Origin of the sequence: Pseudomonas sp. LAP_36 (assembly GCF_019456785.1) — a bacterium.
GTDB classification, from domain to species: domain Bacteria; phylum Pseudomonadota; class Gammaproteobacteria; order Pseudomonadales; family Pseudomonadaceae; genus Aquipseudomonas; species Aquipseudomonas tritici.
Genome location: NZ_JAHZMS010000008.1, coordinates 149,604 through 173,428, shown reverse-complemented (window position 1 = coordinate 173,428; position 23,825 = coordinate 149,604). Strand labels below are relative to the sequence as shown.

The 23,825-nt window shown below is 63.6% G+C and carries 21 protein-coding genes; 8 read left to right on the top strand and 13 right to left on the bottom strand.

What is annotated here, in order from left to right:
• Window positions 1–8: 8 nt before the first annotated feature.
• The 4 genes from JBO08_RS22950 to JBO08_RS22935 form a co-directional block, all read right to left on the bottom strand.
• Window positions 9–1,250 carry an FAD-dependent oxidoreductase gene (locus tag JBO08_RS22950; RefSeq protein ID WP_220074973.1) on the bottom strand — a complete coding sequence of 414 codons (1,242 nt, stop codon included), beginning with the start codon at window positions 1,248–1,250 and terminating at the stop codon, window positions 9–11.
• On the bottom strand, window positions 1,232–2,137 hold the full coding sequence (gene folD, locus JBO08_RS22945) for a bifunctional methylenetetrahydrofolate dehydrogenase/methenyltetrahydrofolate cyclohydrolase FolD (protein ID WP_220074974.1): 906 nt from the start codon (window positions 2,135–2,137) through the stop codon (window positions 1,232–1,234). Before folD ends, JBO08_RS22950 begins: the two co-directional genes overlap by 19 nt.
• Window positions 2,134–3,000 (bottom strand): formyltetrahydrofolate deformylase, encoded by an 867-nt coding sequence (gene purU, locus JBO08_RS22940; protein ID WP_065945932.1) that lies wholly within the window; start codon window positions 2,998–3,000, stop codon window positions 2,134–2,136. The genes folD and purU (JBO08_RS22940) overlap by 4 nt, the downstream gene beginning before the upstream one ends.
• A gap of 474 nt (window positions 3,001–3,474) precedes the next feature.
• Window positions 3,475–4,074, bottom strand: a complete 600-nt coding sequence (locus tag JBO08_RS22935; protein ID WP_027603577.1) for a helix-turn-helix domain-containing protein — start codon at window positions 4,072–4,074, stop codon at window positions 3,475–3,477.
• Between the two features lie 282 nt (window positions 4,075–4,356).
• On the opposite strand from JBO08_RS22935, the gene glnT reads away from it, so the two are divergent.
• From glnT to JBO08_RS22910, 5 genes are all read left to right on the top strand, one after another.
• Window positions 4,357–5,691 (top strand): type III glutamate--ammonia ligase, encoded by a 1,335-nt coding sequence (glnT, locus tag JBO08_RS22930; RefSeq protein ID WP_065889295.1) that lies wholly within the window; start codon window positions 4,357–4,359, stop codon window positions 5,689–5,691.
• Window positions 5,692–5,713: 22 nt separating this feature from the next.
• On the top strand, window positions 5,714–6,622 hold the full coding sequence (locus tag JBO08_RS22925; protein WP_012723550.1) for a glutamine amidotransferase family protein: 909 nt from the start codon (window positions 5,714–5,716) through the stop codon (window positions 6,620–6,622).
• A gap of 11 nt (window positions 6,623–6,633) precedes the next feature.
• A complete protein-coding gene (locus tag JBO08_RS22920) occupies window positions 6,634–7,308 on the top strand; it encodes a protein glxC (protein WP_065872261.1) in 675 nt (224 codons plus the stop codon).
• Between the two features lie 14 nt (window positions 7,309–7,322).
• A complete protein-coding gene (locus tag JBO08_RS22915; protein WP_012723552.1) occupies window positions 7,323–8,645 on the top strand; it encodes an FMN-binding glutamate synthase family protein in 1,323 nt (440 codons plus the stop codon).
• A gap of 136 nt (window positions 8,646–8,781) precedes the next feature.
• Complete coding sequence (locus JBO08_RS22910; RefSeq protein WP_043205169.1) at window positions 8,782–10,107, top strand: ammonium transporter; 1,326 nt, start codon at window positions 8,782–8,784, stop codon at window positions 10,105–10,107.
• A gap of 135 nt (window positions 10,108–10,242) precedes the next feature.
• Here JBO08_RS22910 and JBO08_RS22905 read toward each other — a convergent pair whose 3' ends face one another.
• From JBO08_RS22905 to JBO08_RS22865, 9 genes are all read right to left on the bottom strand, one after another.
• A complete protein-coding gene (locus JBO08_RS22905; RefSeq protein WP_065872259.1) occupies window positions 10,243–11,148 on the bottom strand; it encodes a bifunctional 5,10-methylenetetrahydrofolate dehydrogenase/5,10-methenyltetrahydrofolate cyclohydrolase in 906 nt (301 codons plus the stop codon).
• A 74-nt stretch (window positions 11,149–11,222) separates the two neighbouring features.
• Complete coding sequence (locus JBO08_RS22900; protein ID WP_065872257.1) at window positions 11,223–12,902, bottom strand: APC family permease; 1,680 nt, start codon at window positions 12,900–12,902, stop codon at window positions 11,223–11,225.
• Window positions 12,903–12,976: 74 nt separating this feature from the next.
• Complete coding sequence (locus JBO08_RS22895; protein ID WP_220075004.1) at window positions 12,977–15,286, bottom strand: DUF1989 domain-containing protein; 2,310 nt, start codon at window positions 15,284–15,286, stop codon at window positions 12,977–12,979.
• 2 nt (window positions 15,287–15,288) lie between these two features.
• A complete protein-coding gene (locus tag JBO08_RS22890) occupies window positions 15,289–16,656 on the bottom strand; it encodes an NAD(P)-binding domain-containing protein (RefSeq protein WP_065945927.1) in 1,368 nt (455 codons plus the stop codon).
• A gap of 20 nt (window positions 16,657–16,676) precedes the next feature.
• Window positions 16,677–17,543: a formyltetrahydrofolate deformylase gene (gene purU / locus JBO08_RS22885; protein WP_065872252.1), complete on the bottom strand. Its 867-nt coding sequence runs from the start codon at window positions 17,541–17,543 to the stop codon at window positions 16,677–16,679.
• A 30-nt stretch (window positions 17,544–17,573) separates the two neighbouring features.
• The gene (locus JBO08_RS22880; RefSeq protein ID WP_065872249.1) at window positions 17,574–18,704 is read right to left on the bottom strand and encodes an aminomethyltransferase family protein; all 1,131 of its coding nucleotides are present in this window, start codon (window positions 18,702–18,704) and stop codon (window positions 17,574–17,576) included.
• A 30-nt stretch (window positions 18,705–18,734) separates the two neighbouring features.
• Window positions 18,735–19,751 carry a DUF3445 domain-containing protein gene (locus JBO08_RS22875; protein WP_220074975.1) on the bottom strand — a complete coding sequence of 339 codons (1,017 nt, stop codon included), beginning with the start codon at window positions 19,749–19,751 and terminating at the stop codon, window positions 18,735–18,737.
• A gap of 11 nt (window positions 19,752–19,762) precedes the next feature.
• The gene (locus JBO08_RS22870) at window positions 19,763–20,692 is read right to left on the bottom strand and encodes a PDR/VanB family oxidoreductase (RefSeq protein WP_220074976.1); all 930 of its coding nucleotides are present in this window, start codon (window positions 20,690–20,692) and stop codon (window positions 19,763–19,765) included.
• Window positions 20,689–21,135, bottom strand: coding sequence for a dimethylamine monooxygenase subunit DmmA family protein (locus JBO08_RS22865; RefSeq protein ID WP_065881092.1), 447 nt, complete (start codon window positions 21,133–21,135; stop codon window positions 20,689–20,691). Before JBO08_RS22865 ends, JBO08_RS22870 begins: the two co-directional genes overlap by 4 nt.
• Window positions 21,136–21,385: 250 nt before the next feature.
• On the opposite strand from JBO08_RS22865, the gene JBO08_RS22860 reads away from it, so the two are divergent.
• From JBO08_RS22860 to JBO08_RS22850, 3 genes are read left to right on the top strand one after another with little or no spacing between them, the layout of a single operon-like run.
• Window positions 21,386–22,432, top strand: a complete 1,047-nt coding sequence (locus JBO08_RS22860; protein ID WP_046035770.1) for an ATP-binding protein — start codon at window positions 21,386–21,388, stop codon at window positions 22,430–22,432.
• Window positions 22,401–23,060, top strand: coding sequence for a response regulator (locus tag JBO08_RS22855; RefSeq protein ID WP_046035758.1), 660 nt, complete (start codon window positions 22,401–22,403; stop codon window positions 23,058–23,060). The genes JBO08_RS22860 and JBO08_RS22855 overlap by 32 nt, the downstream gene beginning before the upstream one ends.
• Window positions 23,061–23,801 (top strand): PAS domain-containing protein, encoded by a 741-nt coding sequence (locus JBO08_RS22850; protein ID WP_220074977.1) that lies wholly within the window; start codon window positions 23,061–23,063, stop codon window positions 23,799–23,801.
• Window positions 23,802–23,825 lie beyond the last annotated feature (24 nt).

The following is a 23,825-nucleotide window of genomic DNA, read 5'->3' as shown; positions in this document are numbered from 1 at the left end:
GCTCTCCGTCAGTGGCTGGCCGCTGTGGCGCCCATTTCGTTGACTTGCTGGAAGGTCGAAAAGCGCTCGAGGCCGAAGGGTTTGATCAAGTCCGGCACCTTGCCGCCGCTGGCGACCAGCTCGGCCATGGTCTTGCCGCAGATCGGCGTGGCCTTGAAGCCCCAGGTGCCCCAGCCGGCGTCGAGGTAGTAATTCTTCACCGGCGACAGGCCCATGATCGGGCTGTAGTCGGGGGTCATGTCGGTGATCCCGGCCCACTGGCGCATCAACTTGGCGTTAGCCAGGAACGGGAACATCTCGATGGCATGGGCCAACAGGCTTTCCTTGAGGTCCAGGGTCGAGCGCGTGTTGAACAGCGGGTACGGGTCGGAACCGCCACCGAACACCACTTCGCCACGGCTGGTTTGCTGCACGTAGCAGTGCAGCGCCGAGGAACTTACCAGCGGATCGAGGAACGGCTTGAACGGCTGGGTGACCATGGCCTGCAGCGGGAACGTCTGGATCGGCGAGCGGATGGCGGCCTTGGCCATCAGCAGCGAACTGTGCCCGGCAATCGCCTGCACCGCGCAACCACACTTGATGGTGCCGCGATTGGTTTTCACGGCGGTGATAGTGCCGTTTTCGATGACCAGATCCTGCACTTCAGTGAGCTGGTGGATTTCCACGCCGCGCTTGGCCGCCTGCTTGGCGTAGCCCCACGCCACGGCATCGTGGCGCGCGGTGGCGCCGTCGATATGCCAGAGCCCGGCGATCACTGGCAGGTGGCCGGGGTCGAGGTTAAGGCTGGGCACCAGCTCGCGGATCTGCTGGCGATCGATCATCTCGGTACGCCCACCGAAGTGCTTGTTGACCTCGGCGCGCTGGCGGAACGAACGCACGGTGGCGTCGGTGTGGGCCAGGGTCAGTTGGCCGCGCTCGGAGTACATGATGTTGAAATCGAATTCGTTGGACAGCGACTGGAACATCTTCACCGACTCGGCGTAGAACCGGACGCCCTCGCTGGTGAGGTAATTGGAGCGAATCACCGCCGTATTGCGCGCGGTATTGCCGCCACCCAGGTAGGCCTTTTCCAGCACCGCGATATTGGTGATGCCGTGGTACTTGGCCAGGTAGTAGGCCGTCGCCAGGCCGTGGCCACCGGCGCCGATGATCACCACGTCGTAACTCGACTTGAGTTCCTTGGGCGGTGGCAGGTCCACCTCCACCGGGTACTCGGAACTCAGCCCGTATTTCAATAGATTGAATGGCATACGGCCTCCGATTGGCTGCGTAGGGCGTGGTGTTGCGCCTGGGCGGCGGCCACGGTGTTTTTCATCAGGAAGGCAATGGTCATCGGCCCGACACCGCCGGGCACCGGGGTGATGGCGGCGACATGGGGCAGGGCGCTGTCGAAGTCGACATCACCCACCAGGCGGCTGCGGCCGTCGTCGTCGATGCGGTTGATGCCGACATCGATTACCACCGCGCCGGGTTTCAACCAGCTCGCGTCAATCAAGCGGGCGCGGCCCACGGCAGCGATCACGATATCGGCCTGGCGGCACAGGGCCTGGGCGTCGTGGCTGCGCGAATGCAGCACGGTCACCGAGCAATCCGCCTTGAGCAGCAGCGCGGCCATGGGCTTGCCAACGATGTTCGAGCGGCCGATCACCACCGCGTGCTTCCCGCGCAGGTCGCCGCAGGTTTGCTCCAACAGGTACAGGCAACCGCTTGGGGTGCACGGCGTGAGCACCGCGCGCCCTTGGCTGAGGCCGCCGACGTTCTGGCTGTGAAAACCGTCGACGTCCTTGTCCGGCGCGATGGCCTCCAGGGCGCGCAGTTCGTCCATCTGCGCCGGCAACGGCAATTGCAGGAGGATGCCGTGGATCGCCGGCTCGGCATTCAATTGGCCGATCAGGATCAACAATTGTTCGGTGCTGGTATCGCTCGGCAGGCGATGCTCCACGGAGCGGATGCCCACCTCTTCGGCGCGCAGGATCTTGTTGCGCACATACACCTGGCTGGCCGGGTCGTTGCCCACTAGGATCACTGCCAGCGCCGGTTGAATAGCCTGCCCATGCAGACGCGCCACGTCCTCGCGCACTTGCAGCAGCACCTGTGCGGCGGCGGCTTTGCCGTCGATCAGTTTATGCGCGTTCACCGGAACACCACCGTTCTGTCCTGATTGAGGAAGACCCGGTGCTCCAGGTGGTACTTGACCGCCTTGGACAGGGCCACGGTTTCGGTGTCGCGACCGATGGCGACCAGGTCGTCGGGCTTGTACACGTGGTCGACACGCTGCACTTCCTGCTCGATGATCGGGCCCTCATCCAGGTCGCTGGTCACGTAGTGCGCGGTGGCACCGATCAACTTCACGCCGCGTTGATAGGCCTGGTGATAGGGCTTGGCACCCTTGAAACCGGGCAGGAACGAATGGTGGATATTGATCGCCCGCCCCGACAGTTGCCGGCACAGGTCGTCGGAGAGGATCTGCATGTAGCGCGCCAACACCACCAGTTCGGTGCGGGTGTCGTCGACGATCTTCATCAACTCGGCTTCCTGCGCGGCCTTGTTGTCCTTGGACACCGGCAGGTAGATAAAGCGAATGCCCTCGCGCTCGGCCATCGGCCGCAGATCGAGGTGGTTGGAGACGATGGCGGTGATGGTCATGTCCATCTCGCCCTTGTGGTATCGGTAGAGCAGGTCGGTGAGGCAGTGGTCGAACTTGCTCACCATCAGCATCACGCGCATCGGCTCGCGGGTGTCGTGCAGCTCCCACTGCATGTCGAAGGCCTGGGCGACATCGGCGAAACCGTCTCTGATCTCTTGCAGGTTGCCTTCGTGGCCATCGTTGAAGCGGAACACCGCACGCATGAAAAAGCGGCCGCTGAAGTCATCGTCGAACTGCGCCATCTCCCCGATGTAGCACGCCTTGTCCGCCAGGTAAGTGGTGACGGCAGCGACAATGCCGGACACGGCGGGGCACGTCACCTTGATGATGAAATGGTTTTTTTCGTGTTGCATGACACGTCCTCGGGATGATGGCGGCAGCTCATCGCATAGCGAAAAAATGTCTGAGGACAGCAGGCTCATTCCTTGAGCGCGTTTTCTTGTGGGGAATAAAATATTCCTGAAGTGGCTTTATAGGGGAATGAAGGCGGGGCGTCTAGGGGGTTTGGGAAAGATTTTTAACTGGGGGGAATTTTTTGCGGGGCGACGGGGAGGTCCAATGCGATCAAAGGTGGGCGCTGGCTTGCCTGCGATGGTCATAGGTCTCTGCAAAAACTGTAGTGAGCGGGCTTGCCCCGCGCTGGGCGGCGAAGCCGCCCCAAAACAGGCGACTTGGTCGTATCTGGAACTCGGCGATGTTTTTACTGGGGCGGCTTCGCCGCCCAGCGCGGGGCAAGCCCGCTCACTACAAGGTGCTCATGTGCCTTTAAAAAAAGATGTGCAGATACCCATCAGGCTCCCACAGCAGAGCCGCTCTCGGTTCGTTCATCACTCTTTGTCGTTACCGTAGTTCATGATCGACAACAACCGAATCGGCACCCGCACCAACTCCTCAGGCCCATGGGGAATCTCGCCCTCAAACGTCAGGCTGTCCCCGGCCTCCATGCGATACAACTGGTTGCCGTGGCGATAAATCAGCTCCCCTTCAAGCAGGTGCAGAAACTCGGTCCCTGGGTGCGCAAACGTAGGAAACTCCTCACTGGCGTCATCCATGCTGACCATGTACGCCTCGAAGCTCTTCTTCGGCCCGCGCGTATGGTTGAGCAGGTGATAGGTATGCCCCTTCTCGGTCCCCCGGCGCACCACTTCCATGCCTTGGTCGGCCTTGACCAGCAAGGCGCTGCCATCCTGCTGGTCGTATTCGCTGAATAATTTCGAGAGCGGCAGCCCGAGCACATCGCACAGGCGGCTCAAGGTATCGAGGCTGGTGGAGACCTGGGCGTTCTCGATCTTGCTCAACATGCCCTGGCTGATATCGGCAATTTTTGCCACGTCAGATAGCTTCAGGTCCTGGGCCTGGCGCTGGCGTTTGATCTGCAGCCCCAGGTATTGCTCGAGCTTGAGGCGCGGGGCGGTTTCGGTGGACATGATCATCGGCTCCTGCACGGTTTCCGCTCAGTAATATTATTTTCGCACTGGGAAAGTGCAACGTCTGGCGCTTAAAGGCCACCCTGCTGTACGTATTCCTGCAGGGAAAAGAATTTTCCCATATATACAGCACAAAAGCGCTTTCACCGGCACGTCAAACAGCCGTCCGCGAATCTGGCAAGGGTATTGCATTCCTGTAGGGAAACTAACTTTCTTTTTAGGAATAAAAAGACAGCCTAGGCCCACCCACACGGTTTTGCCTTTCGCGAGGAGTGACACGCAATGTTGCCAGCAGAAACCCAGCGCATCATCGACAAGCACGGGATCAAGTACGTGCTTGCGCAGTTTGTGGATATACACGGTGCGGCCAAGACCAAGTCGGTGCCCATCTGCGGGCTCAAGACGGTGGCCGAAGAGGGCGCGGGGTTTGCCGGGTTTGCCATCAGCGGCATGGGCATGGAGCCCCACGGTCCGGACTTCATGGCGCGCGGCGATCTGTCGACATTGACCCCGGTACCCTGGCAGCCAGGTTATGGGCGCGTGGTGTGCGTCGGCCATGTCGACGGCAAACCCCACCCCTACGACAGCCGCTACGTGTTGCAGCAACAAGTGCAGCGCCTGCAGGACAAGGGCTGGACGCTGAACACCGGCCTCGAACCCGAGTTCAATCTGATGCGCCGTGACGAGCAGGGCACGTTGCAATTGGTCGACCCCAGCGACAACCTCGACAAGCCTTGCTACGACTACAAGGGCCTGTCGCGTTCGCGGGTGTTCCTCGAGCGCCTGACCGAAGCCTTGCAGGCGGTGGATTTCGAGGTCTATCAAATCGACCACGAAGACGCCAACGGCCAGTTCGAGATCAACTACACCTACAGCGACGCCCTGACGTCCGCCGACCGTTTCACCTTCTTCCGCATGGCCGCCGGCGAGATCGCCAATGACCTGGGCATGATCTGCTCCTTCATGCCCAAGCCCGACCCGAAACGCGCCGGCAATGGTATGCACTTTCACCTGTCGATCAGCAGCGCCGAGAACAAAAACCTGTTCCATGACGCCAGCGACCCGAGCGGCATGGGCTTGTCGAAACTCGCCTATCACTTCGCCGCCGGCTTGCTCGCCCACGGCCCGGCGCTGTGTGCGTTCGCTGCGCCCACCGTCAACTCGTACAAGCGCCTGGTGGTCGGCAACTCGTTGTCCGGCGCCACCTGGGCCCCGGCCTTTATCGCGTTTGGCGCCAACAATCGCTCGGCCATGGTGCGCGTGCCGTACGGTCGCCTGGAATTTCGCCTGCCGGATGCAGGCTGCAACCCCTATCTGGTCAGCGCCGCGATCATCGCCGCGGGCCTGGACGGTATCGATCGCCAGCTGGAAATCGACCACGTCTGCAACGAAAACCTCTACAGCCTGAGCCTCGAGCAGATCGCCGAGCGCGGCATCAAGACCCTGCCGCAGTCCCTCAAGGAAGCCTGCGACGCGCTGGAAGCCGACGCGCTGTTCGCCGAAGTGCTCGGCCCGCAGATTGTGGGTGAGTTCATCAAGCTCAAGCGTATGGAGTGGGTGGAGTACAGCCGCCATGTGAGCGACTGGGAAATCCAGCGCTACACCGAATTTTTCTGACACCGTGTGACGGAGACTTGTTATGTGTGGAATCGTAGGCCTGTACCTGAAGAATCCGCAGCTGGAACCCCAGCTCGGCAAGCTGTTTGAACCCATGCTGCAAGCCATGACCGACCGTGGCCCGGACAGCGCCGGTTTCGCCATCTACGGCGATGAAGTCGCCGATGGCTGGGTCAAGCTGACCCTGCAAGCCACCACCGAAGCCTTCGACTGGAAAGGCTTGATGGGCGAGCTGGAAGGGCGCCTCGGCTGTTCCCTGGATTGGTTCCAGAACGCCAGCGCCGCTGTACTTAAGATCCACGCCGACGAAGCCCCGGTACGCCTGGCCCTGGCCGAACTGGCGCCGAGCGTGCGCATCATGAGCGCCGGGCAGAGTATCGAGATCCTCAAGGGCATGGGCCTGCCCCAGGAGATTTCCCAGCGCTTCGGCCTGGCCAACATGCAGGGCAGCCACATCATCGGCCATACGCGCATGGCCACGGAAAGCGCGGTGACCATGGAAGGCAGCCACCCGTTTTCCACCGGCGCCGACCTGTGCCTGGTGCACAACGGCTCGCTGTCCAACCACTTCCGCCTGCGCCAGGAACTCAAGCGCGAAGGCATCCATTTTGAAACCGACAACGACACCGAAGTCGCCGCCGGCTACCTGACCTGGCGTCTGCAACAGGGTGATTCGCTCAAAGAGGCGCTGGACCATTCCCTGGAAGACCTCGACGGCTTCTTCACCTTCGCCATCGGCACGCGCAACGGCTTTGCGGTGATCCGCGACCCGATTGCGTGCAAGCCGGCGATCCTCGCCGAGACCGACGATTACGTCGCCATGGCCTCCGAGTACCAGGCGCTGTCGAGCCTGCCGGGCATCGAGAACGCGCGGATCTGGGAGCCGGCACCGGCCACGTTGTACATCTGGGAACGCGAGTCAGCAGCTTAAGGAGCGCACACATGAAAACCATCGATCTTTCCACCGCCACCGTGCGTGACCTCAATCAGGCGTTGCACGCCCAGGCCATCGACAACGAGTGGCGCGTGACCCATTCCAACGGCAAGCACAATCTCGCCGTGGGCGTGAACCAGGCCGTGTCCATCGATATCGAGGGCCACGCCGGTTATTACTGCGCAGGCATGAACCAACAGGCCTCGATCACCGTGCACGGCAATGTCGGCGTGGGCTGCGCCGAGAACATGATGTCCGGCTTTGTGCGCGTCAAAGGCAGCGCGTCCCAGGCTGCCGGGGCCACGGCCCATGGCGGTCTGCTGGTGATCGAGGGCGACGCGGGGGCGCGTTGCGGGATTTCCATGAAGGGCATCGACATCGTCGTCGGCGGCAGCATCGGCCATATGAGCTGCTTCATGGGCCAGGCCGGGCGTCTGGTGGTGTGCGGCGACGCCGGCGATGCGCTGGGCGATTCGCTCTACGAAACCCACATCTACGTGAAAGGCACGGTGGAGTCCCTGGGCTCGGACTGCGTCGAAAAAGAGATGCGCAGCGAACACCTGCACGAGCTGCAGGAACTGCTCGACCGCGCCGGTTTCGCCCACCAGGCGGCAGATTTCAAGCGCTACGGCTCGGCCCGTCAACTCTACAACTTCAAAGTCGATAACGCCTCCGCGTACTGATCAGGAGCTCCACCATGACTGAACAAACCCCTCCGGTCCTGCGCGAGTCGGCCACCTTCGACCGCCTGACCATCCAGGAAATCCAGCGTGCCGCCGAAACTGGCATCTACGATATTCGCGGCGGCGGCACCAAGCGCAAGCTGCCGCACTTCGATGACTTGCTGCTGCTCGGCGCCAGCGTGTCGCGCTACCCGCTGGAAGGTTATCGCGAGAAGTGCGGCACCGATGTGATCCTCGGCAATCGCTTCGCCAAGAAGCCTATCCACCTGAAGATCCCGGTGACCATCGCTGGCATGAGTTTCGGTGCGTTGTCGGCCAACGCCAAGGAAGCCCTGGGCCGTGGCGCGACCATCGCCGGCACCAGCACCACCACCGGTGACGGCGGCATGACCCCGGAAGAGCGCGGCCAGTCCCAGCACTTGGTGTATCAGTACCTGCCGTCGCGCTACGGCATGAACCCGGATGATCTGCGCAAGGCCGACGCCATCGAGATCGTCCTCGGCCAGGGCGCCAAGCCCGGCGGCGGCGGCATGTTGCTCGGCATGAAGGTCACCGAGCGTGTGGCCGGCATGCGCACCTTGCCCATCGGCGTGGACCAGCGCAGCGCCTGCCGCCACCCGGACTGGACCGGCCCGGATGACCTGGCGATCAAGATTGCCGAGCTGCGTGAAATCACCGATTGGGAAAAACCGATCTACGTGAAAATCGGCGCGAGCCGGCCGTATTACGACGTGAAGCTGGCGGTCAAGGCCGGTGCCGATGTGATCGTGCTCGACGGCATGCAAGGCGGCACCGCCGCGACGCAGGAAGTGTTTATCGAGCATGTGGGCATCCCGATTTTGTCGGCCATCCCGCAAGCGGTACAGGCTTTGCAAGAGATGGGCATGCACCGCAAGGTCCAGTTGATCGTGTCGGGCGGGATTCGTAATGGTGCCGATGTGGCCAAGGCCATGGCGATGGGCGCGGACGCGGTGGCCATCGGCACGGCGGCGCTGATTGCTCTGGGCGACAACCACCCACGGCTGGACGCGGAGCTGAAAAAGATCGGCTCGGCCGCCGGCTTCTACGACGACTGGCAGAACGGCCGCGATCCGGCGGGCATCACCACTCAGGACCCGGAGCTGTCCAAGCGCCTTGACCCGGTGGAAGGCGGGCGGCGGTTGGCCAACTACCTTCGGGTGATGGTGTTGGAGGCACAGACCATGGCGCGTGCGTGCGGCAAATCGCACCTGCACAACCTCGACCCCGAGGACCTGGTGGCGCTGACCGTGGAGTCGGCCGCCATGGCCCGGGTACCGCTGGCGGGGACCCGTTGGGTACCCGGTTCCGGCTACTGAGTTTACCCCCCTGTAGGAGCGAGCTTGCTCGCGAAGGTCGTCAACGATAACGCAGGCATTCTGGATGCCCACGTTGCCTGCGCGTTTTTCGCGAGCACGGTCGCTCCTACACATTTCTTTTGCAGGAGCTTTGAACATGGTCAATCGTCTTCTCGGCAAATCCCTCTTCGGTTTATTAGTGGCCGGTGCCTTTGCACCCTTGGCGTACGCCGCTGATGCACCCACTTTGAACACCGGCAGCACCGCCTGGATGGTCACCGCCGCCGTGCTGGTGCTGTTCATGTGCTTGCCAGGGCTTGCGCTGTTCTACGGTGGCCTCGTCCGTGCGAAAAATATGCTTTCGCTGTTCACCCAGTGCTTCGGCATCGCCGGGTTGGTGGGCGTGCTGTGGGTGATCTACGGCTATAGCATGGTGGTCGACACCACCGGCATGGTCGAAGGGCAGGTGACCTTCAACAGTTTTGTCGGCGGCCTCAGCCGGGCCTTCCTGGCAGGTATGACCCCGGAGAGCCTGGTGGGGGATATCCCGGAAGGGGTGTTCGTGACCTTCCAGATGACGTTCGCCATCATCACCCCGGCCCTGATCGCCGGCGCCTTTGCCGAACGCATGAAGTTCTCGGCGGCGCTGCTGTTCATGGCCATCTGGTTCACCCTGGTCTATGCCCCGGTGGCGCATATGGTCTGGGGCGGTTCGGGGGCCTTGATGCATAACTGGGGCGTGCTTGATTTTGCCGGCGGTACTGCCGTGCACATCAATGCGGGTGTGGCCGCGCTGGCCGCGTGCCTGATCCTCGGCAAGCGCAAGGGCTACCAGAACACGCCGATGCCTGCGCATAACCTCAGCCTGACCATGGCCGGCGCGGCGATGCTCTGGGTCGGTTGGTTCGGCTTCAATATCGGCTCCGGTGGCGGCCTCAGCGGCACCTCGGGCATCGTCATGCTCAACACTCAGTTGGGCGCCTGCGCCGGGATTCTCGGCTGGATGTTCACTGAGTGGTTCAAGGTCGGCAAGCCCAGCGCCCTTGGCCTGGCCAGCGGTGCATTGGCGGGGTTGGTGGGGATTACCCCGGCGTGCGCTTATGTCGGTGTCGGCGGTGCATTGGCCATCGGCTTGCTGTGCGGGGTGTTCTGCTACCTGAGCGTGACCGTGTTGAAGCGCCGCTTCGGCTACGACGACAGCCTCGATGTGTTCGGCCTGCACGGCATCGGCGGCATGATCGGCGCGGTGTTGACCGGGGTGTTCTGCGTACCGTCCATGGGCGGCCTGGTGGAAGGCGTGACCATGGGCGGCCAGGTAGTCGCCCAGCTCAAGGGCGTGCTGCTGACCACGGTGTACTGCTTTGTGATCAGTTGGATCATCCTCAAGGTGGTCAATGCGCTGGTCGGTCTGCGTGCCCATGAATCGGTGGAAGAGATGGGGCTGGACCTCGCCGAGCATAACGAGCGGGCTTACAACCACTGATCATCCGATTGCATGAATGCAGGTCAATAATGTGGGAGCGGGCTTGCTCGCGAAGGCCGTGGATCAGCCAAATGCATAGGCTGACTGACACGCCTTCGCGAGCAAGCCCGCTCCCACATGGGGTTTGTATCAGGCTCAGACTGCCGCCAGTACCTGGGGCAAGGCGGCGCGCTGCAACTGCGCAGCCACCAGCGTGTTCTTCAGCAAGTAGGCAATCGTCATCGGCCCCACACCGCCAGGCACCGGCGTGATTGCGCTGGCCACGGTGCGTGCGCTGGCGTAATCCACATCCCCCACCAACCGCGTACCGGTCTCGGTCGTGATGCGGTTGATCCCCACGTCGATCACCACCGCGCCAGGCTTGAGCCAACGGGCATCGATCAACTGCGGTCGGCCCACGGCGGCGACGACGATGTCGGCCAAGCGGCACAACGCCGGTGCATCGACGCTGCGCGAATGCACCACGCTGACCGAGCAGTTGGCCTGCAGCAGCAAGGTCGCCATGGGTTTGCCGACAATGTTCGAACGACCGATCACTACCGCGTGCAAGCCGCTCAAGTCGCCGCAGGTTTCGTGCAGCAGGCGCATGCAGCCGCTGGGTGTGCAGGGCGTGAGCACCTCGATGCCTTGCACCAGGCCGCCGACGTTTTCGCGGTGGAAGCCATCCACATCCTTGATCGGGTCGATCGCGTGGATCACCGCCGCTTCGTCGATCTGCGCCGGCAGCGGCAATTGCACCAGGATGCCGTTGACCGATGTGTCGGCATTCAACTGGGCAAGCAGGTCCAGCACCTGCGACTGGCTGGCATCCTCCGGCAGCCGGTATTCCAGGGAGCGAATCCCGACGTCCTTGGCCTGCAGCAGTTTATTGCGCACGTAGACGTGGCTGGCCGGGTCGTCGCCCACCAGCAATACTGCCAGGGCCGGGTAGATCTGCTGTGAGGCAAGCAGCAGGACCTCTTCGCGAACCTCGTCGAGCACCAGGGCAGAGATGGCCTTGCCGTCAATATCGCGGGCAAGCGTGGGGAGAGAACTGGTCAAAAGCGTCACCGTTGTCTGGGGGAATCAAGGCGCTGAGGGATAAGAATCCCTCAGCCATAGGCAGGCCAGAAGGCTCAGGCTACCAGTTGATGGCAGGCATACACCACCAGCACACCGGCGACCAGCGTGGCATAGGGCAGCCAGCCGGCGCGGCGTTGCCCGTCATCGGCCTGGATATACAGGTCCGTGAGCATGGCGGCGGGGAAGCGGCCCTTGTCCTGCACATAGTGGCGGTAGCAGAACACCGGCAGGATCAGCAGCGCCAGCAACAAACCGGTGACCAGCGTGCCCGCGCCCCAGATGTCCGCGCCCAGGCCCATGCAGGCCAGGTTGACGAAACTCAGCACGCCGCCGGCCGCCAGCAGCACGGTGGGGGCTTTGTACGGGCGCACCCAGTCGGGACGGTCCAGGCGGTGGATCCAGCCGGCATTGAGGTTGAGGAAGTTGAAGATGATGTAGCTGACGTTTGAAGCCGCAAGCACGAATACATAGTCCGACATTAGCAACAGCAGCAGGTTGAACGACAGGTCGGTCCACATCGCCGCCGTCGGCGCGCCATGTTCGTTGGTGCGCCCCAGGTACTTGGGCAGCCAACCGTCCACCGACGCCTGGTACAACGTTCGCGACGAGCCGGACATCGAGGTCATGATCGCCAGCAACGTCGCCAGCACCAGCATGATCAATACGATATTGGCCACCACCTTGCCGCCGCCAATGCTGTCGGCCATCACCTGGCCAACGCCCATGCCGCTGTAGATCGCCGGCGAAAGCAGGCCGCTGTACACCGCGGGCGTGACGACTGCGCCGCTGCCATCGAGCACCGCTGGCGTCACCAGTTGCCCCAGCCCGAGGCTGCCTTGAAACGCCAGCGGCACCAGGGTGAACACCAGGATGCACAGCAGGCCGGCGTAGAAGATCGCCTTGAAGGTGTCGCGCTTGGGGTCCTTGAATTCGCGGGTGTAGCACACCGCCGTTTCAAACCCGTAGGTGGACCACGCCGCCATGAACAGCCCGCCGGCCATCAATGACCAGCCGGACATATCCCATGGCCCATCGATGACTTGCCCGGCTGCGTCATGGGCCAAGGGGAACAGCGGCAGGAAGTTGGCCTGGGTCGCATCCCCGGTGAACAACGGCACCACGCCCACCAGCAGCAGCGGAATCAGCGAGGTCACGCCGAGCACCAAGGTCAGGCGCGCCGAGCGCAGGATGCCGCCATGCTGCACGGCAAACACCGTGAGCAGAATCAGCAGGCCAATACCGAACGTCGCGTTGATGCGCAACGACAGACCGCTTTTCACCCAGCCCAGGTCCAGCAGGGTCAGTTGCCAGGTGTTGATCAACGCATCGGCGGGAAACAGCGCCGTGAGGATATACCCCGCCGCCAGCCCCGAACCGATGGACAGCACCGGTGACCAAGCCAGCCAGTTGCACCACACCGACACCGGGGCGATCAGCTTGCTGTAGCGCACCCACGCCACCGCGCCGTACACCGAGGCGCCGCCGGATTTGTGCGGGAACAGCCCCGCGATCTCGGCGTAGGTGAAGGCCTGGATAAACCCGAACAGGATCGACACGATCCACACGATCCACGCCGGTTTGCCCACCGTGGCGGCAATCGCACCGATGGAGAACAGCACCAGCGCGGGTACGCCACTGGCGACCCAGAATGCCCCGCGCCAATCGATCTTGCGGTGCAGGCTGCCCACCGAGCCGGCAGCCTGCGGTACAGCCTCGAACGTCGTCGCTTCCATCTTCGTATTCCCATGTCTGAATAGCGGTTAGGTTGGGGCAGTCAAAATGCGCTGGCACTCCCGTTTCGGGACGATCAGCTGCGCACCCGGCTTTTGTCCGGGTCGTAGAAAATCGCGGCGCTGACCGTGGCGCTGATGCGCTTCTGCAGGCCATCGACTTTGCCGATCTCAAGTTCAGTGCCGGGCTCGGCGCAGCTCACGTCGACCCGGCACAGCGCGATATTGCTGGCCAGCAGCGGTGAGCGGCAGGCACTGGTGATTACCCCGACCTGGGCGCGGCCCTGGTACACCGGGTCGCCGTGGTGGGCGACCTCATTGCCGCTCAGGTGCAGGCCGACCAGTTTGTGGCTGGGGTGGGCGCTGCGCCGTAGCAGGGCGTCGCGACCGATAAAGTCATCCGTCTTGCTCTTGAGCGGCACGCTGAAACCGATACCGGCCTCGAACGGATCGGTCTGGTCGCTGAACTCGTAGCCGGCGAAAATCAGCCCGGCTTCGATGCGCAGCAGGTCCAGCGCTTCCAGGCCCAGGGGCACCAGGCCCAAGGGTTGGCCGAGTTGCCAGATGCGGTCCCAGACCTGTACGGCGTCTTCGGGCTGGCACCACACCTCAAAGCCCAGTTCGCCGGTGTAGCCGGTGCGCGAAATCATCAACGGGCAGCCGTCGAAACCGTCCAGCCGACCGACCAGGAAGCGAAACCAGCCGAGGGTCTCCACACTCGGTTGCGTGGGCGGCGTCCAGACCATCTGCTTGAGCAGCTCGCGACTCAGCGGCCCTTGCACCGCCAGGTTGTGAATGTGCTCACTGGCCGACTTGACCCACACCTTCATGCCCAGTTTCTGTGCCTGCTCGCGCAACCACACGCCGGCGTAGTCTTCGCCGCAGATCCAGCGGAAGTTGTCCGGGCCCAGGCGCAGCAGGGTGCCGTCGTCGAGCATGCCGCCGTGGGCGTGACACATCGCCGAATACACCACCTGGCCCACCGCCAGGCGCCGTACGTCGCGGGTCAGGCAGTACTGCAACAGGGCTTCTGCGTCGGGGCCGATGATTTCGAATTTGCGCAGGGCGGTCAGGTCCATCACCGCCACCCGTTCGCGGCAACCGAGGTATTCCTCAGTCACGCCGTAACCGTCGTAGCGCAGCGGCAGCCACCAATTGCGGTAGTCGGTGAAGCTGCCGGTGAGGGCGCGGGTGCGTGAGTGGAACGCGGACTCACGGGTGAGGATCGGGTCGGCATCCGCCGTGGTTCGAGTGCTCATGGCGATGGAAAAACGCTCCTTCTCGCTGTAGATGCGGACATGGATATCGGTCGGGTTCCAGCCGTTGGCCGGGTCAATGTCATCCGGGCACGAGGTACTGCCGCACAGCAGGTCAGTCATTGCCCGCAGCAGCACGTAATCGCCGGGCCGCGACCAGGGTTCATCCAGGGTCATCTGCTGGTGCGCATCGATGCCGGTGTTGAAGAAGAAATTGATCGCCGGCCAGCCGTTGCGCGCCTGCACGCCATGGGGCGCAAGGACGCGGCTGAGGTTGTCGCTGCAGTTGTCGTGCCCGAAATAGCCATGGGTTTCGTAGTAGCGCGCCGCGCAGGCCAGGGCGAATGAATCGTGGCGCCCGACTGTGTCTTGCACCACCTCCAGCATCGGTTGCATATGGCGGTCGAAAAACTTCGAGAACAGCCCCGGTGCCGGGTAGGCGCTGCCGTTGAGCGTACGTGTGACGGTCTGGTCCAGGTCCAGCTCTACGCCGCGATCCAGGGCGCGACGGTCGAGGGCGACGAAGTCCGAACACTGGCGGCCCGCCACGTCCAGCACCTGGATGTACTGCCCCTCGGCGACGGTGTAGCTGCGCGCCGTACCCGCGCGCAGGGTGAATTCGTCCAGCACGTCGCCCAACGGCTCGGGCAGGGCGGGCACCAGCAGCGGCGACGGGTTGGCCCGCGTAACTACCAGGCGCAGCTCGCTGGGCCGGTATTGCCGGTCGACGGCCGTAGCCTCGGCGGGTGCGGCGACAATCACCAGCAGCGCGTCCTCGGCGACAAACTGTCGGCTGTGGCCGGGCGGGCTGTCGGCGTCCCATAGCGAGGCGGCCAGCGGCAATGCCTGTGCGTCGATGCCGCGCCGCTGGAGCGCCTGGCCGATACGCCCAGGCACACGGCAAGCCGTTGACGCGTTCAGCCCCCAGCTTGCCAGGGCGCTGCGACCGCCAGCGTCGAGCGCCAGCAGTGTGCAGGTTTGCCGGCCTTCGACGTCGATCACTTGCAGGCCGTCGCCGGGTTGCAAGTCGACCAGGGTCACACCGCCGGCGGCCACGCGGTAGCGTTCCAGGTTCGGCGCGCGGGCAAACAGCCCGGGCTCTCGGGGATGGGAAACACGCGGTGCATTCATCATCAGCCGACCGACTTGATGGGGGTCGTGGGCGCTCCCAAGTAGGCCGCCATCGAGTCATCCAGGGCCTGCAACCACGGCGTGTGGTGCGGCGGCGACTGGGTGCCGGTCATCAGCGAGCGATAGGACTTGTCGCGATAGCCCATGATGTTTTCCGCCTTGTCGTGCTTCCAGTGCAGAAAGGTTTCGTTGACGGCGGCGATGTCGAAACTCGGGTAGTCGGTGGCGTCCACCAGTTGCTGGATGTAGGCGCCCTGGTACTCGAACATCTGCTGGTTGGTTTCCAGGGCCTGTTCCCGTGCGTGCCACGCTTGGCTGTCGGCGACCATGTCAGCGTGGCCGGGCAGTGGTATGCGCCCGAGGATCACATCGCGGGCATACCAAGCCTGGGCGTCGAACATGTTGAAGGAGTACCACTGGTCCTGCATGCCCAGGTAGATCAGGCGGGGGTTGGGTTCCCAGAACACGCCTTTGTAGAGGTTCATCGGCCACAGGCGGTTGTCGGTCTTGAGGCTCAGTTCGTCCGGCAGGAACGGGAAGTGGTGCTTGTAGCCGGTGCACAGGATCACCGCGTCGATGTGCTTGCTGCTGCCATCCACAAAGTAGGCGCGGTTGTTTTCCAGGCGCTGGAGCAGCGGTTTTTCTTCCCAGTTATCCGGCCAGGCATAGCCCATGGGCGCGCTGCGGTAGCAACTGGTGATGCTGCGCGCGCCGTACTTGTAGCATTGCGAGCCGATGTCCTCGGCCGAATAGCTGCTGCCGATAATCAGCAGGTCCTTGTCCTTGAACTCCAGCGCCTCGCGAAAATCGTGGGCATGCAGGATGCGCCCGGCGAACTGTTCGAAGCCTTCGAAGTACGGCACCTTGGGCGTGGAGAAGTGGCCGCAGGCGTTGATCACGTAGTCGAATGCTTCGCAGGTCAAGGTGTCGCTGGTGTAGTCGTGGGCGTAGACGGTGAAGCGCTGGCTCTGTTCGTCGAAGGTGACTTGGCGCACCACGTTGTTGAAGCGGATGTAGTCGCGCACGCCGGCCTTTTCCACGCGGCCCTTGATGTAGTCCCACAGCACTTCACGCGGCGGGTAGGAACCGATGGGCCGGCCGAAGTGCTCTTCGAAGGTGTAGTCGGCAAACTCCAGGCATTCCTTGGGGCCGTTGGACCACAGGTAGCGGTACATGCTGCCGTGCACCGGCTCGCCGTTCTCGTCGAGGCCGGTGCGCCAGGTGTAGTTCCACATACCGCCCCAGTCCTGCTGTTTCTCGAAGCACACCAGTTCGGGGATGGCGGCGCCTTTGTCGCGGGCCGACTGGAAGGCGCGAAGTTGCGCCAGGCCGCACGGGCCGGCGCCGATGATTGCAACACGTAGGGTCATGAGCGTGCCTCCTGAAGGGTTCAGCGAAAGATCACTGTCTTGTCCTGGTTGATGAACACCCGGTGTTCCAGGTGGTATTTCAGGGCTTTGGAAAGGGCTACGGTTTCAGTGTCACGGCCGATGGCGACCAGCGAGTCGGGCAAGTGGGTATGGTCGACGCGCTGGATTTCCTGCTCGATGATCGGGCCCTCATCCAAGTCGCTGGTGACGTAGTGGGCGGTGGCGCCGATCAGCTTGACGCCTCGGTCATAGGCCTGGTGGTAGGGCTTGGCGCCCTTGAAACCGGGCAGGAACGAGTGGTGGATATTGATCGCCCGGCCCGACAGTTGCTGGCAGAGGCCGTCGGACAGGATCTGCATGTAGCGCGCGAGCACCACCAGGTCGGTCTGGGTGTCTTCGACGATGCGCATCAGCTCGGCTTCCTGGCTGGCCTTGGTGTCCTGGGTGATCGGCAGGTAGATGAAACGAATGCCTTCGCGCTCGGCCATCGCCCGCAGGTCCAGGTGGTTGGAGACCACGGCGGTGATGTGCATGTCCATCTCGCCCTTGCGGTGGCGGTAGAGCAGGTCGGTGAGGCAGTGGTCGAACTTGCTGACCATCAGCAGCACGCGGGTCGGTTGGCGTGAGCTGAACAACTGCCAGTGCATGTCGAAGCCACCGGCGAGGTCGCCGAGGCCGTTGCGCAGGGCACCGATGTCGCCGCTCACGCCGGTGTTGAAACGGAACACCGCGCGCATGAAAAACTGCCCGGTGAACTCGTCGTCGAACTGCGCCAGCTCGCTGATGTAGCACTGCTGTTGGGCCAGGCACGCGCTGATCGCGGCGACAATCCCGGACGCCGCCGGGCAGGTGATCTTGAGGATGTAATGTTCGCGTGAGGCGTCCATCGAAGGCTCCTGAATTCGGTGAAGGAAGGCTCAGCCCTTGGCCGTGCGCTTGGTTTTTTGCGGGTCGTCGAAGGGCAGGGCGTGGGTGCTGGCGCTGGCCTCAAGGCTGCCGCGAACCTGCAAGGCAATACCGGGTTCGGAACAGGCGACGCTCATGCGCGCGATGGCCATCGAGCGTTTGCTCAGGCGCGAATACATGCCGCAGGTGATCACGCCGACTTGCTGGTTGCCTTGCCACAAGGTGTCGCCAGCCTCGGCGGCGCGGACGCCCTCAAGCAGCACGCCGGTGATTTTGAAACGCTCCTGGCCGCGCAGGCGCAGGTGTTCTTCGGCGCCACGGAAGGCGTGCTTGCCAGGGGAAACGGTGAAGTCCAGGCCCATTTCCCAGAGGGTGTCGCCGGCCTTCTGGTCGGCGAAGGGGTACATCTGCGAGTTGTCGTAAGGGAAGAACATCAGCGAGCTTTCCACCCGCAGCCAGTCCAGGGCGGTGAAGGCGCAGGGGATGATCCCCAGGCTCGCCCCTTGTTCAAGAATGCTGTCCCACAGGAACGGCGCATCGGCGGCCTTGCAGAAAATCTCGTAGCCGCGCTCGCCGGTGTAGCCGGTGCGGGAGATCATCACCGGGCGGTCGAACAGGCGGGTTTGCAGGTGATGGAAGTACGCCAGCTGGCGGATGCCGGGCACGTGTTCGGCGAGGAAATCCACCGCCAAAGGACCTTGCAGCGACAGGTCGTGCAGGTCGTCATCGAACAGCACCGCCACTTGCCGGCCCTGGGCCGAGCGCACGAGCATTTCATGCCCGGTGCCAGCGCCATGCACCACCATGAACGCATTCGGACCGGTGCGATAGACGATGCAGTCATCGACGAACTTGCCGTCCTCGTCGAGCATCGAGGCATACACCGATTTGCCGGGGTAGAGCTTGGCAATGTCGCGGGTGGTGGCCCACTGCAACAGGCTCTCGGCGTGGGGTCCCACGTAGTGGACTTTTTTCAGCCCCGACACGTCCATCAGCCCGGCGCGGGTGCGGATCGCCTGGTGGTGGTCGGCGAGGTCGCTGCTGTAGGTCCAGGCAGTGCCCATGCCGTTCCAGTCTTCGAGATTCGAGCCGAGGGCGCGGTGCCGTTCGGCCAATGCAGAAATACGCCATGAGTGGGTCATGTGAGGTTCCTTGTCGTAGAAGAGGGGGCGTCAGGCCTGTGGGTCGAACTGGCTCAGCCACTCGACCAGCGTGTGGCGGTAGCGGGTCATGCCCTTGTAGTCGGCGATGGGGTCGGGCAGGTCGCGCAGCACACGGTGCAGGCGACAGCCCCAGCCGGGTTGCGTGACCAACTCGTCCAGGCTGATCAAGTAGGTACGGATGCTGAACATCACCGCGTGGCTGCGCGGCAGGCGCGCCATCACTTGCAGCTCGACCCGCAGGTGTACCTGCTGCCCGACGTTTTGCGCGGTGATCTGGCCGCGATCGGCGCCCCATTCATGGAAGGTTTCCGGCGACGAATCCAGGCGCGGGTTGATGGTCAGGGTCCAGTTCAAGCGCCGTACCGGTTGGCCGACCTGCAAGTTGAGCAGGTACTTCAGTGCCCGCTCGAACACACCCATCTGATGGGCCATGGGCACCGGTGCGTGCCATTGCTTGAAACTCATGCCGGCGTCGAACGCCAACGACCAGTCGGCCGGGCTGGTGACCAGGCCGGCGTCCATGTACAGGTCGCCGTCGCGCTGGTCGAGCAGGGCGAAATCCCCCTGCACCTGGCGGCCGATGTACTCCAGCGGCGCGCAGGGCAGGCTGGTGGTATCGCCGAAGATGAACGGCTGGTCGATGTCCAGCAGGTGGTTGCGCCACTGCCAGCGCTCGCCGTCTTGCACCAGGCTGAACCTCTGCGGGTAGTCGGTAGCCAGGTGCTCCATGATCATCTGCAGTGCATCCCAGGCGGCCACTTGCATGTGTGGCATCACCAGGTAGCGGCGCGGGTCCTTGTCCAGCACCAGGGCGCGCTCGGCCATTTCCGAGCGGTAGTGTTCGTCGATGTCGAAGGCGTGCTCATAGATCGAGCCGGGGTCGCGGGAGATGGCCGGTTCGATGTTCACCGAGTACAGGTAGCTGTCCTCGATAAAGGGAAAGGGAAAACGGCGGATCGCTGCCGGGCTGTTGCGAAAACTGAAATCGTCGCGATAGCTCAGCACGGGGCTCGTTTGCAGAGGCATGGCACTCACTCCTATAGGTCCAGCGAAACGCAGGGGCCGCTGCCGCGCGAGACGCAGGGCATCAGAAAGTCGGCCTGCTCGGCCGGGCTGAGGAAGCTGTCACGGTGTTCGATGGCGCCGCCTTGGTGGCGCGTGATGCATTGCCCGCAGACCCCGCCACGGCACAGGTTGGGCACTTGCAGGCCGGCCTGCTCCAAGGCTTCGAGCAGGCTTTGCTCGGCTTCGACCCGCAGTCGTCGGCCGCTGCGCAGCAGCTGCAGGTCGAACGGCTGGCCGGGTTGTGCGCCCTTGAAGGCTTCCGAATGCACACGCTTACTCGGCCAACCGAGGCGTGCGGCGTGTTGCTCAACCGCCTCGAGCAAGGGCTGCGGACCACAGGTGTAGACGTGGCTGCCCAGCGGCCGGTTGTCGAGGATTGGGTTCAGGTCCGGGCGCCGGTCGTAGGTGTGCAGGCGCGGGCCGAGGCGCTGTTGCAGCTCGTCGAGATAGGCGTCGCTGAGGCCCCGGCGGAACAGGTAATGCAGTTCGAAGTCGGCCTGCTGTTGTTCCATTGCGGCGATATAGGCCATGAACGGCGTGATCCCGATCCCGGCGGCGATGAGGATATGCAGGCGCGCGGTGCCATGGGGCGCGAACAGATTGGCCGGCGGCGAAATTTGCAAGGTGTCGCCGACCTGCACCTGCCTGTGCAGGTACTGCGAGCCACCGCGCGAGGCGTCTTGCAGGCGCACCGCGATTCGGTAGTGCTGGGGGTACGCCGGGTCGCTGGTGAGTGAATAGGCGTTGCGCACCGTGCCTTCGGCCAGCGGCAGGTGCACCTGCACATGGCTGCCGGGCGAGAAGCCGGGCAGGCTGCCCGTGGCGGGCGTCAGGGTGAATTCGCGAACTACGGGCGTGAGCATGCGTGCTGCGCTGACTTGGACGTTGAGGGCCGCGCTCATGGCTGGAACCCCGCGTAGGGCTGGTCAGGGTTGATGCACACGCCGAGGTACGCCCCCAGGCGCCGGGAAAAATGCGTGCGGACCTCCAGCCCGACGTGGCAGCCAATGCAGTTCAACAGCGGGGCCGGCCCGGCCGCCTGGGTCAGGCCGCAGTGCGCGCAATACACTTGGCGCAGGCCCGGCGTGGTGCAGGTCATGTCGATCTCGTCGTCTTCCAGGCCCGCGGCGCGGGCCTCGCCGTGCACACGCCAGATAAAGGCTTCGTCGCCCAACAGGTAGAGTCGGCAACCCACGGTGGCGCTGGCCAACGCGTGTTGCAGGCGCCGCGCAAAGTCAGGGTGTTCGCCGTTCAACAACACGGGCATGTGCAGTTCGCTGATGAACGCTGCGTGGGCGGTGGCGGATTGCATCACCACGATGGGGCGGCTGCGGGTGAACGTCATGCGGGCTCTCCACGGTGCGTTTTTGTTTCCTGTTGGGAGAGATACTTTCCTATGGGGAAAATGTTCTCAATCTGGAAAAAGGGCTATGCCTTTGGAGATAAGCCTTGTGCGCCGGCCATTCGGGGCATGGAAGTTGCTGGGCTTCTTGACCACGCAGAGCAACCGGACGGGGAGTTATCAAAGAGTGCTGACACGACCAAAAGGCTGGCCGCTCTGGTTGGGGCCTGTACGCCCCGAACAGGCGCGCAGCGTGCGCAGGTTATTGGCCGGGTTGCCCCTGCACGCTGACGGTGCCTTGTCGGGTTTCCTGGACCGTTTCGACGCACTGCTGCCGCCTGCCAGGCTTAACCTGATCCTCGGCGGCGAAGACCTGGGCCCGACGCGGCGAGGGGCGGTCGACGGCTGCCAGGCCGTCGCGCGCTGCCCCTGGCGCGACGCCAGCGTGACGGACGCTCCCCAAGCCTGCGGACCTTGCCGGCAAAGGGGCGTGCACCGTCTGGTGTGCGCCTTGCCCGAGGGTGAAAAGGGCGCATTGCTGCTCGACACCCCTCGGCGGGCCGGTGCCAGTTGGCGCCGGATACTGGAAGAGGCGGCGCAGGCGGTGGGCGTGACCGTACGCCTGCGCTGCCACAACCGTGAGCAGCAGCGCAAACAGGCGACTTCCCGCCACGGCGCCCTGGCCCGTGAGCTGCACGATTCGGTGGCGCAGCAGTTGGGCTACCTGTCGTTCCAGGCCCATGGCTTGCAGTCGCAACTGGGCGAGCCGGCCCTGCAGGACCTGTGCACCGGCCTGAGCCAACTGCAACGCCAGGTGCGCGAGCTGATCACCAGTGCGCGCCTGACCATGGACGGGCGCTCGCTGCGCCAGGCCCTGGCCGATTCGGTCGCGGAGTTCTCGCGGCGTTGCATCATTGTCTTCGAACTCGACAACCGCCTGGCCGACGACGCCCTGAGCCCGGAAACCGAATTGCAGATCCTGCAGATCATCCGCGAGGCCCTGACCAACGCAGTGCGGCATTCCCACGCGCGCCACGTGCGGATCGAACTGCGCCAGACCCAGGAGGGCGACGCCTCGGTGTCGGTGGAAGACGATGGCATCGGCTTGATCCCGGCCTGCGACGAGCACAACCATTTCGGCCTGGCGATTATCCGCGAGCGCGCCGCCAGCATCGGCGCACGGCTGAGCATAGAGGCGATCCGTCCGCACGGGGTGCGTGTGCACCTTGGCCTGCGTCGCCATCACGATCTGCCACAGGGGAGTCTCGATGGACTGCACGACCTTATTACTGATCGATGATCACCCGTTGTTTCGCAAGGGCCTGGCGCAGTTATTCGATGCCAGCGGCGACTTCGAAGTGGTGGGGCAGGCGGCCAGCGGCCGCGAGGGCATCAACCTAGCCGTGAGCCTGACGCCGCAACAGGTGCTGCTGGATTTGCACATGCCCGGCCTCAGCGGTTTGCAGGTACTGGACGAACTGCGCCAGTTGCGCCTGGATTGCCAGGTGGTGGTGCTCACCGCCTCCATGGACCGCGCCGAGTTGCTCACGGCCTTGCGCCTGGGCGCCAGCGGTTATGTGCTCAAGGAAACCGAGCCGGATGCATTGCTGGCGTATATGCGCAACTGTCACAAGGGCGCGATCGTACTGGACTCGACCCTGATTGCCTTGCTCGCCGACCAGGCTGAGCCGTCGCCGTCGTGCGACCCCATCGACAGCGGCAACCTCACCGAGCGCGAAGGCCAGACCCTGGCGCTGATCGCCGCCGGCATGAGCAATAAACAGATCGGCCGCGAACTGGGAATCAGCGACGGCACGGTGAAGATCTACGTGCGCAGCCTGCTGCAGAAACTCGGCCTGCATTCGCGCCTGGAGCTGGCGGCCTGGGTGCACAGCGGCGCCTTGATGAAACACGAGGAGCGCCACTAGATGAGGGACAGCCCCGAAGCGTTTGCGCCGCCGCCCATGGACGTGATGGATTGCTTTCCCGCCGCCTTAGTGCAACTGCGCGACAACGGCCAGATCGCCCACTCCAACCTGGCCTGGGCCGCGTTGATGGGCCCGCACGGCGCGGAGCGTAACCTGATGGACTACGTGCACCAGGAAGACCGCCTGCTATGGCGCCAGGCCTTGAATGAACTGCGCCGCCGCCCCGACACCTCATTCAACCAGCGCCTGCGTTTTGTGCACCCCAGCGGCGAATTGCGCTGGTTCGAGATCAGCCTCAAGCGCGGCCCCCAAGGCTTCTACCTGGTGGCCGGGGACGTTACGGCCCACAAACGCCGCGAAACCGCCTTGCAGGCCAGCCAGCGCAGCAGCATGAGCTTGCTCGACAGCATGCCGGGCCTGATCTATCGCGGCCGCAACAACCGCGACTGGACTATGGAATTCGTCAGCGCCGGCTGCCTGCAACTCACCGGCTACCCCGCCGAGCGCCTGGTGGACAACCATGAGTTCACCTACAACAGCCTGATTCTCGCGCAGGATGCCGACTACGTCTGGCGTGAGGTGCAAAATGCGTTGTCGCGTCAGGAGCCGTTCGAACTCAGTTACCGGATTCGCTGTGCTGATCAGTCGATCAAGCAGGTGTGGGAGAAAGGCGTGGGGATTTATGCCGATACCCGTGAGGTGCTGGGGATCGAGGGGGCGATTTTCGAACGCACGCTTTAACGGGCAAACGCAGTTCAAAATGTG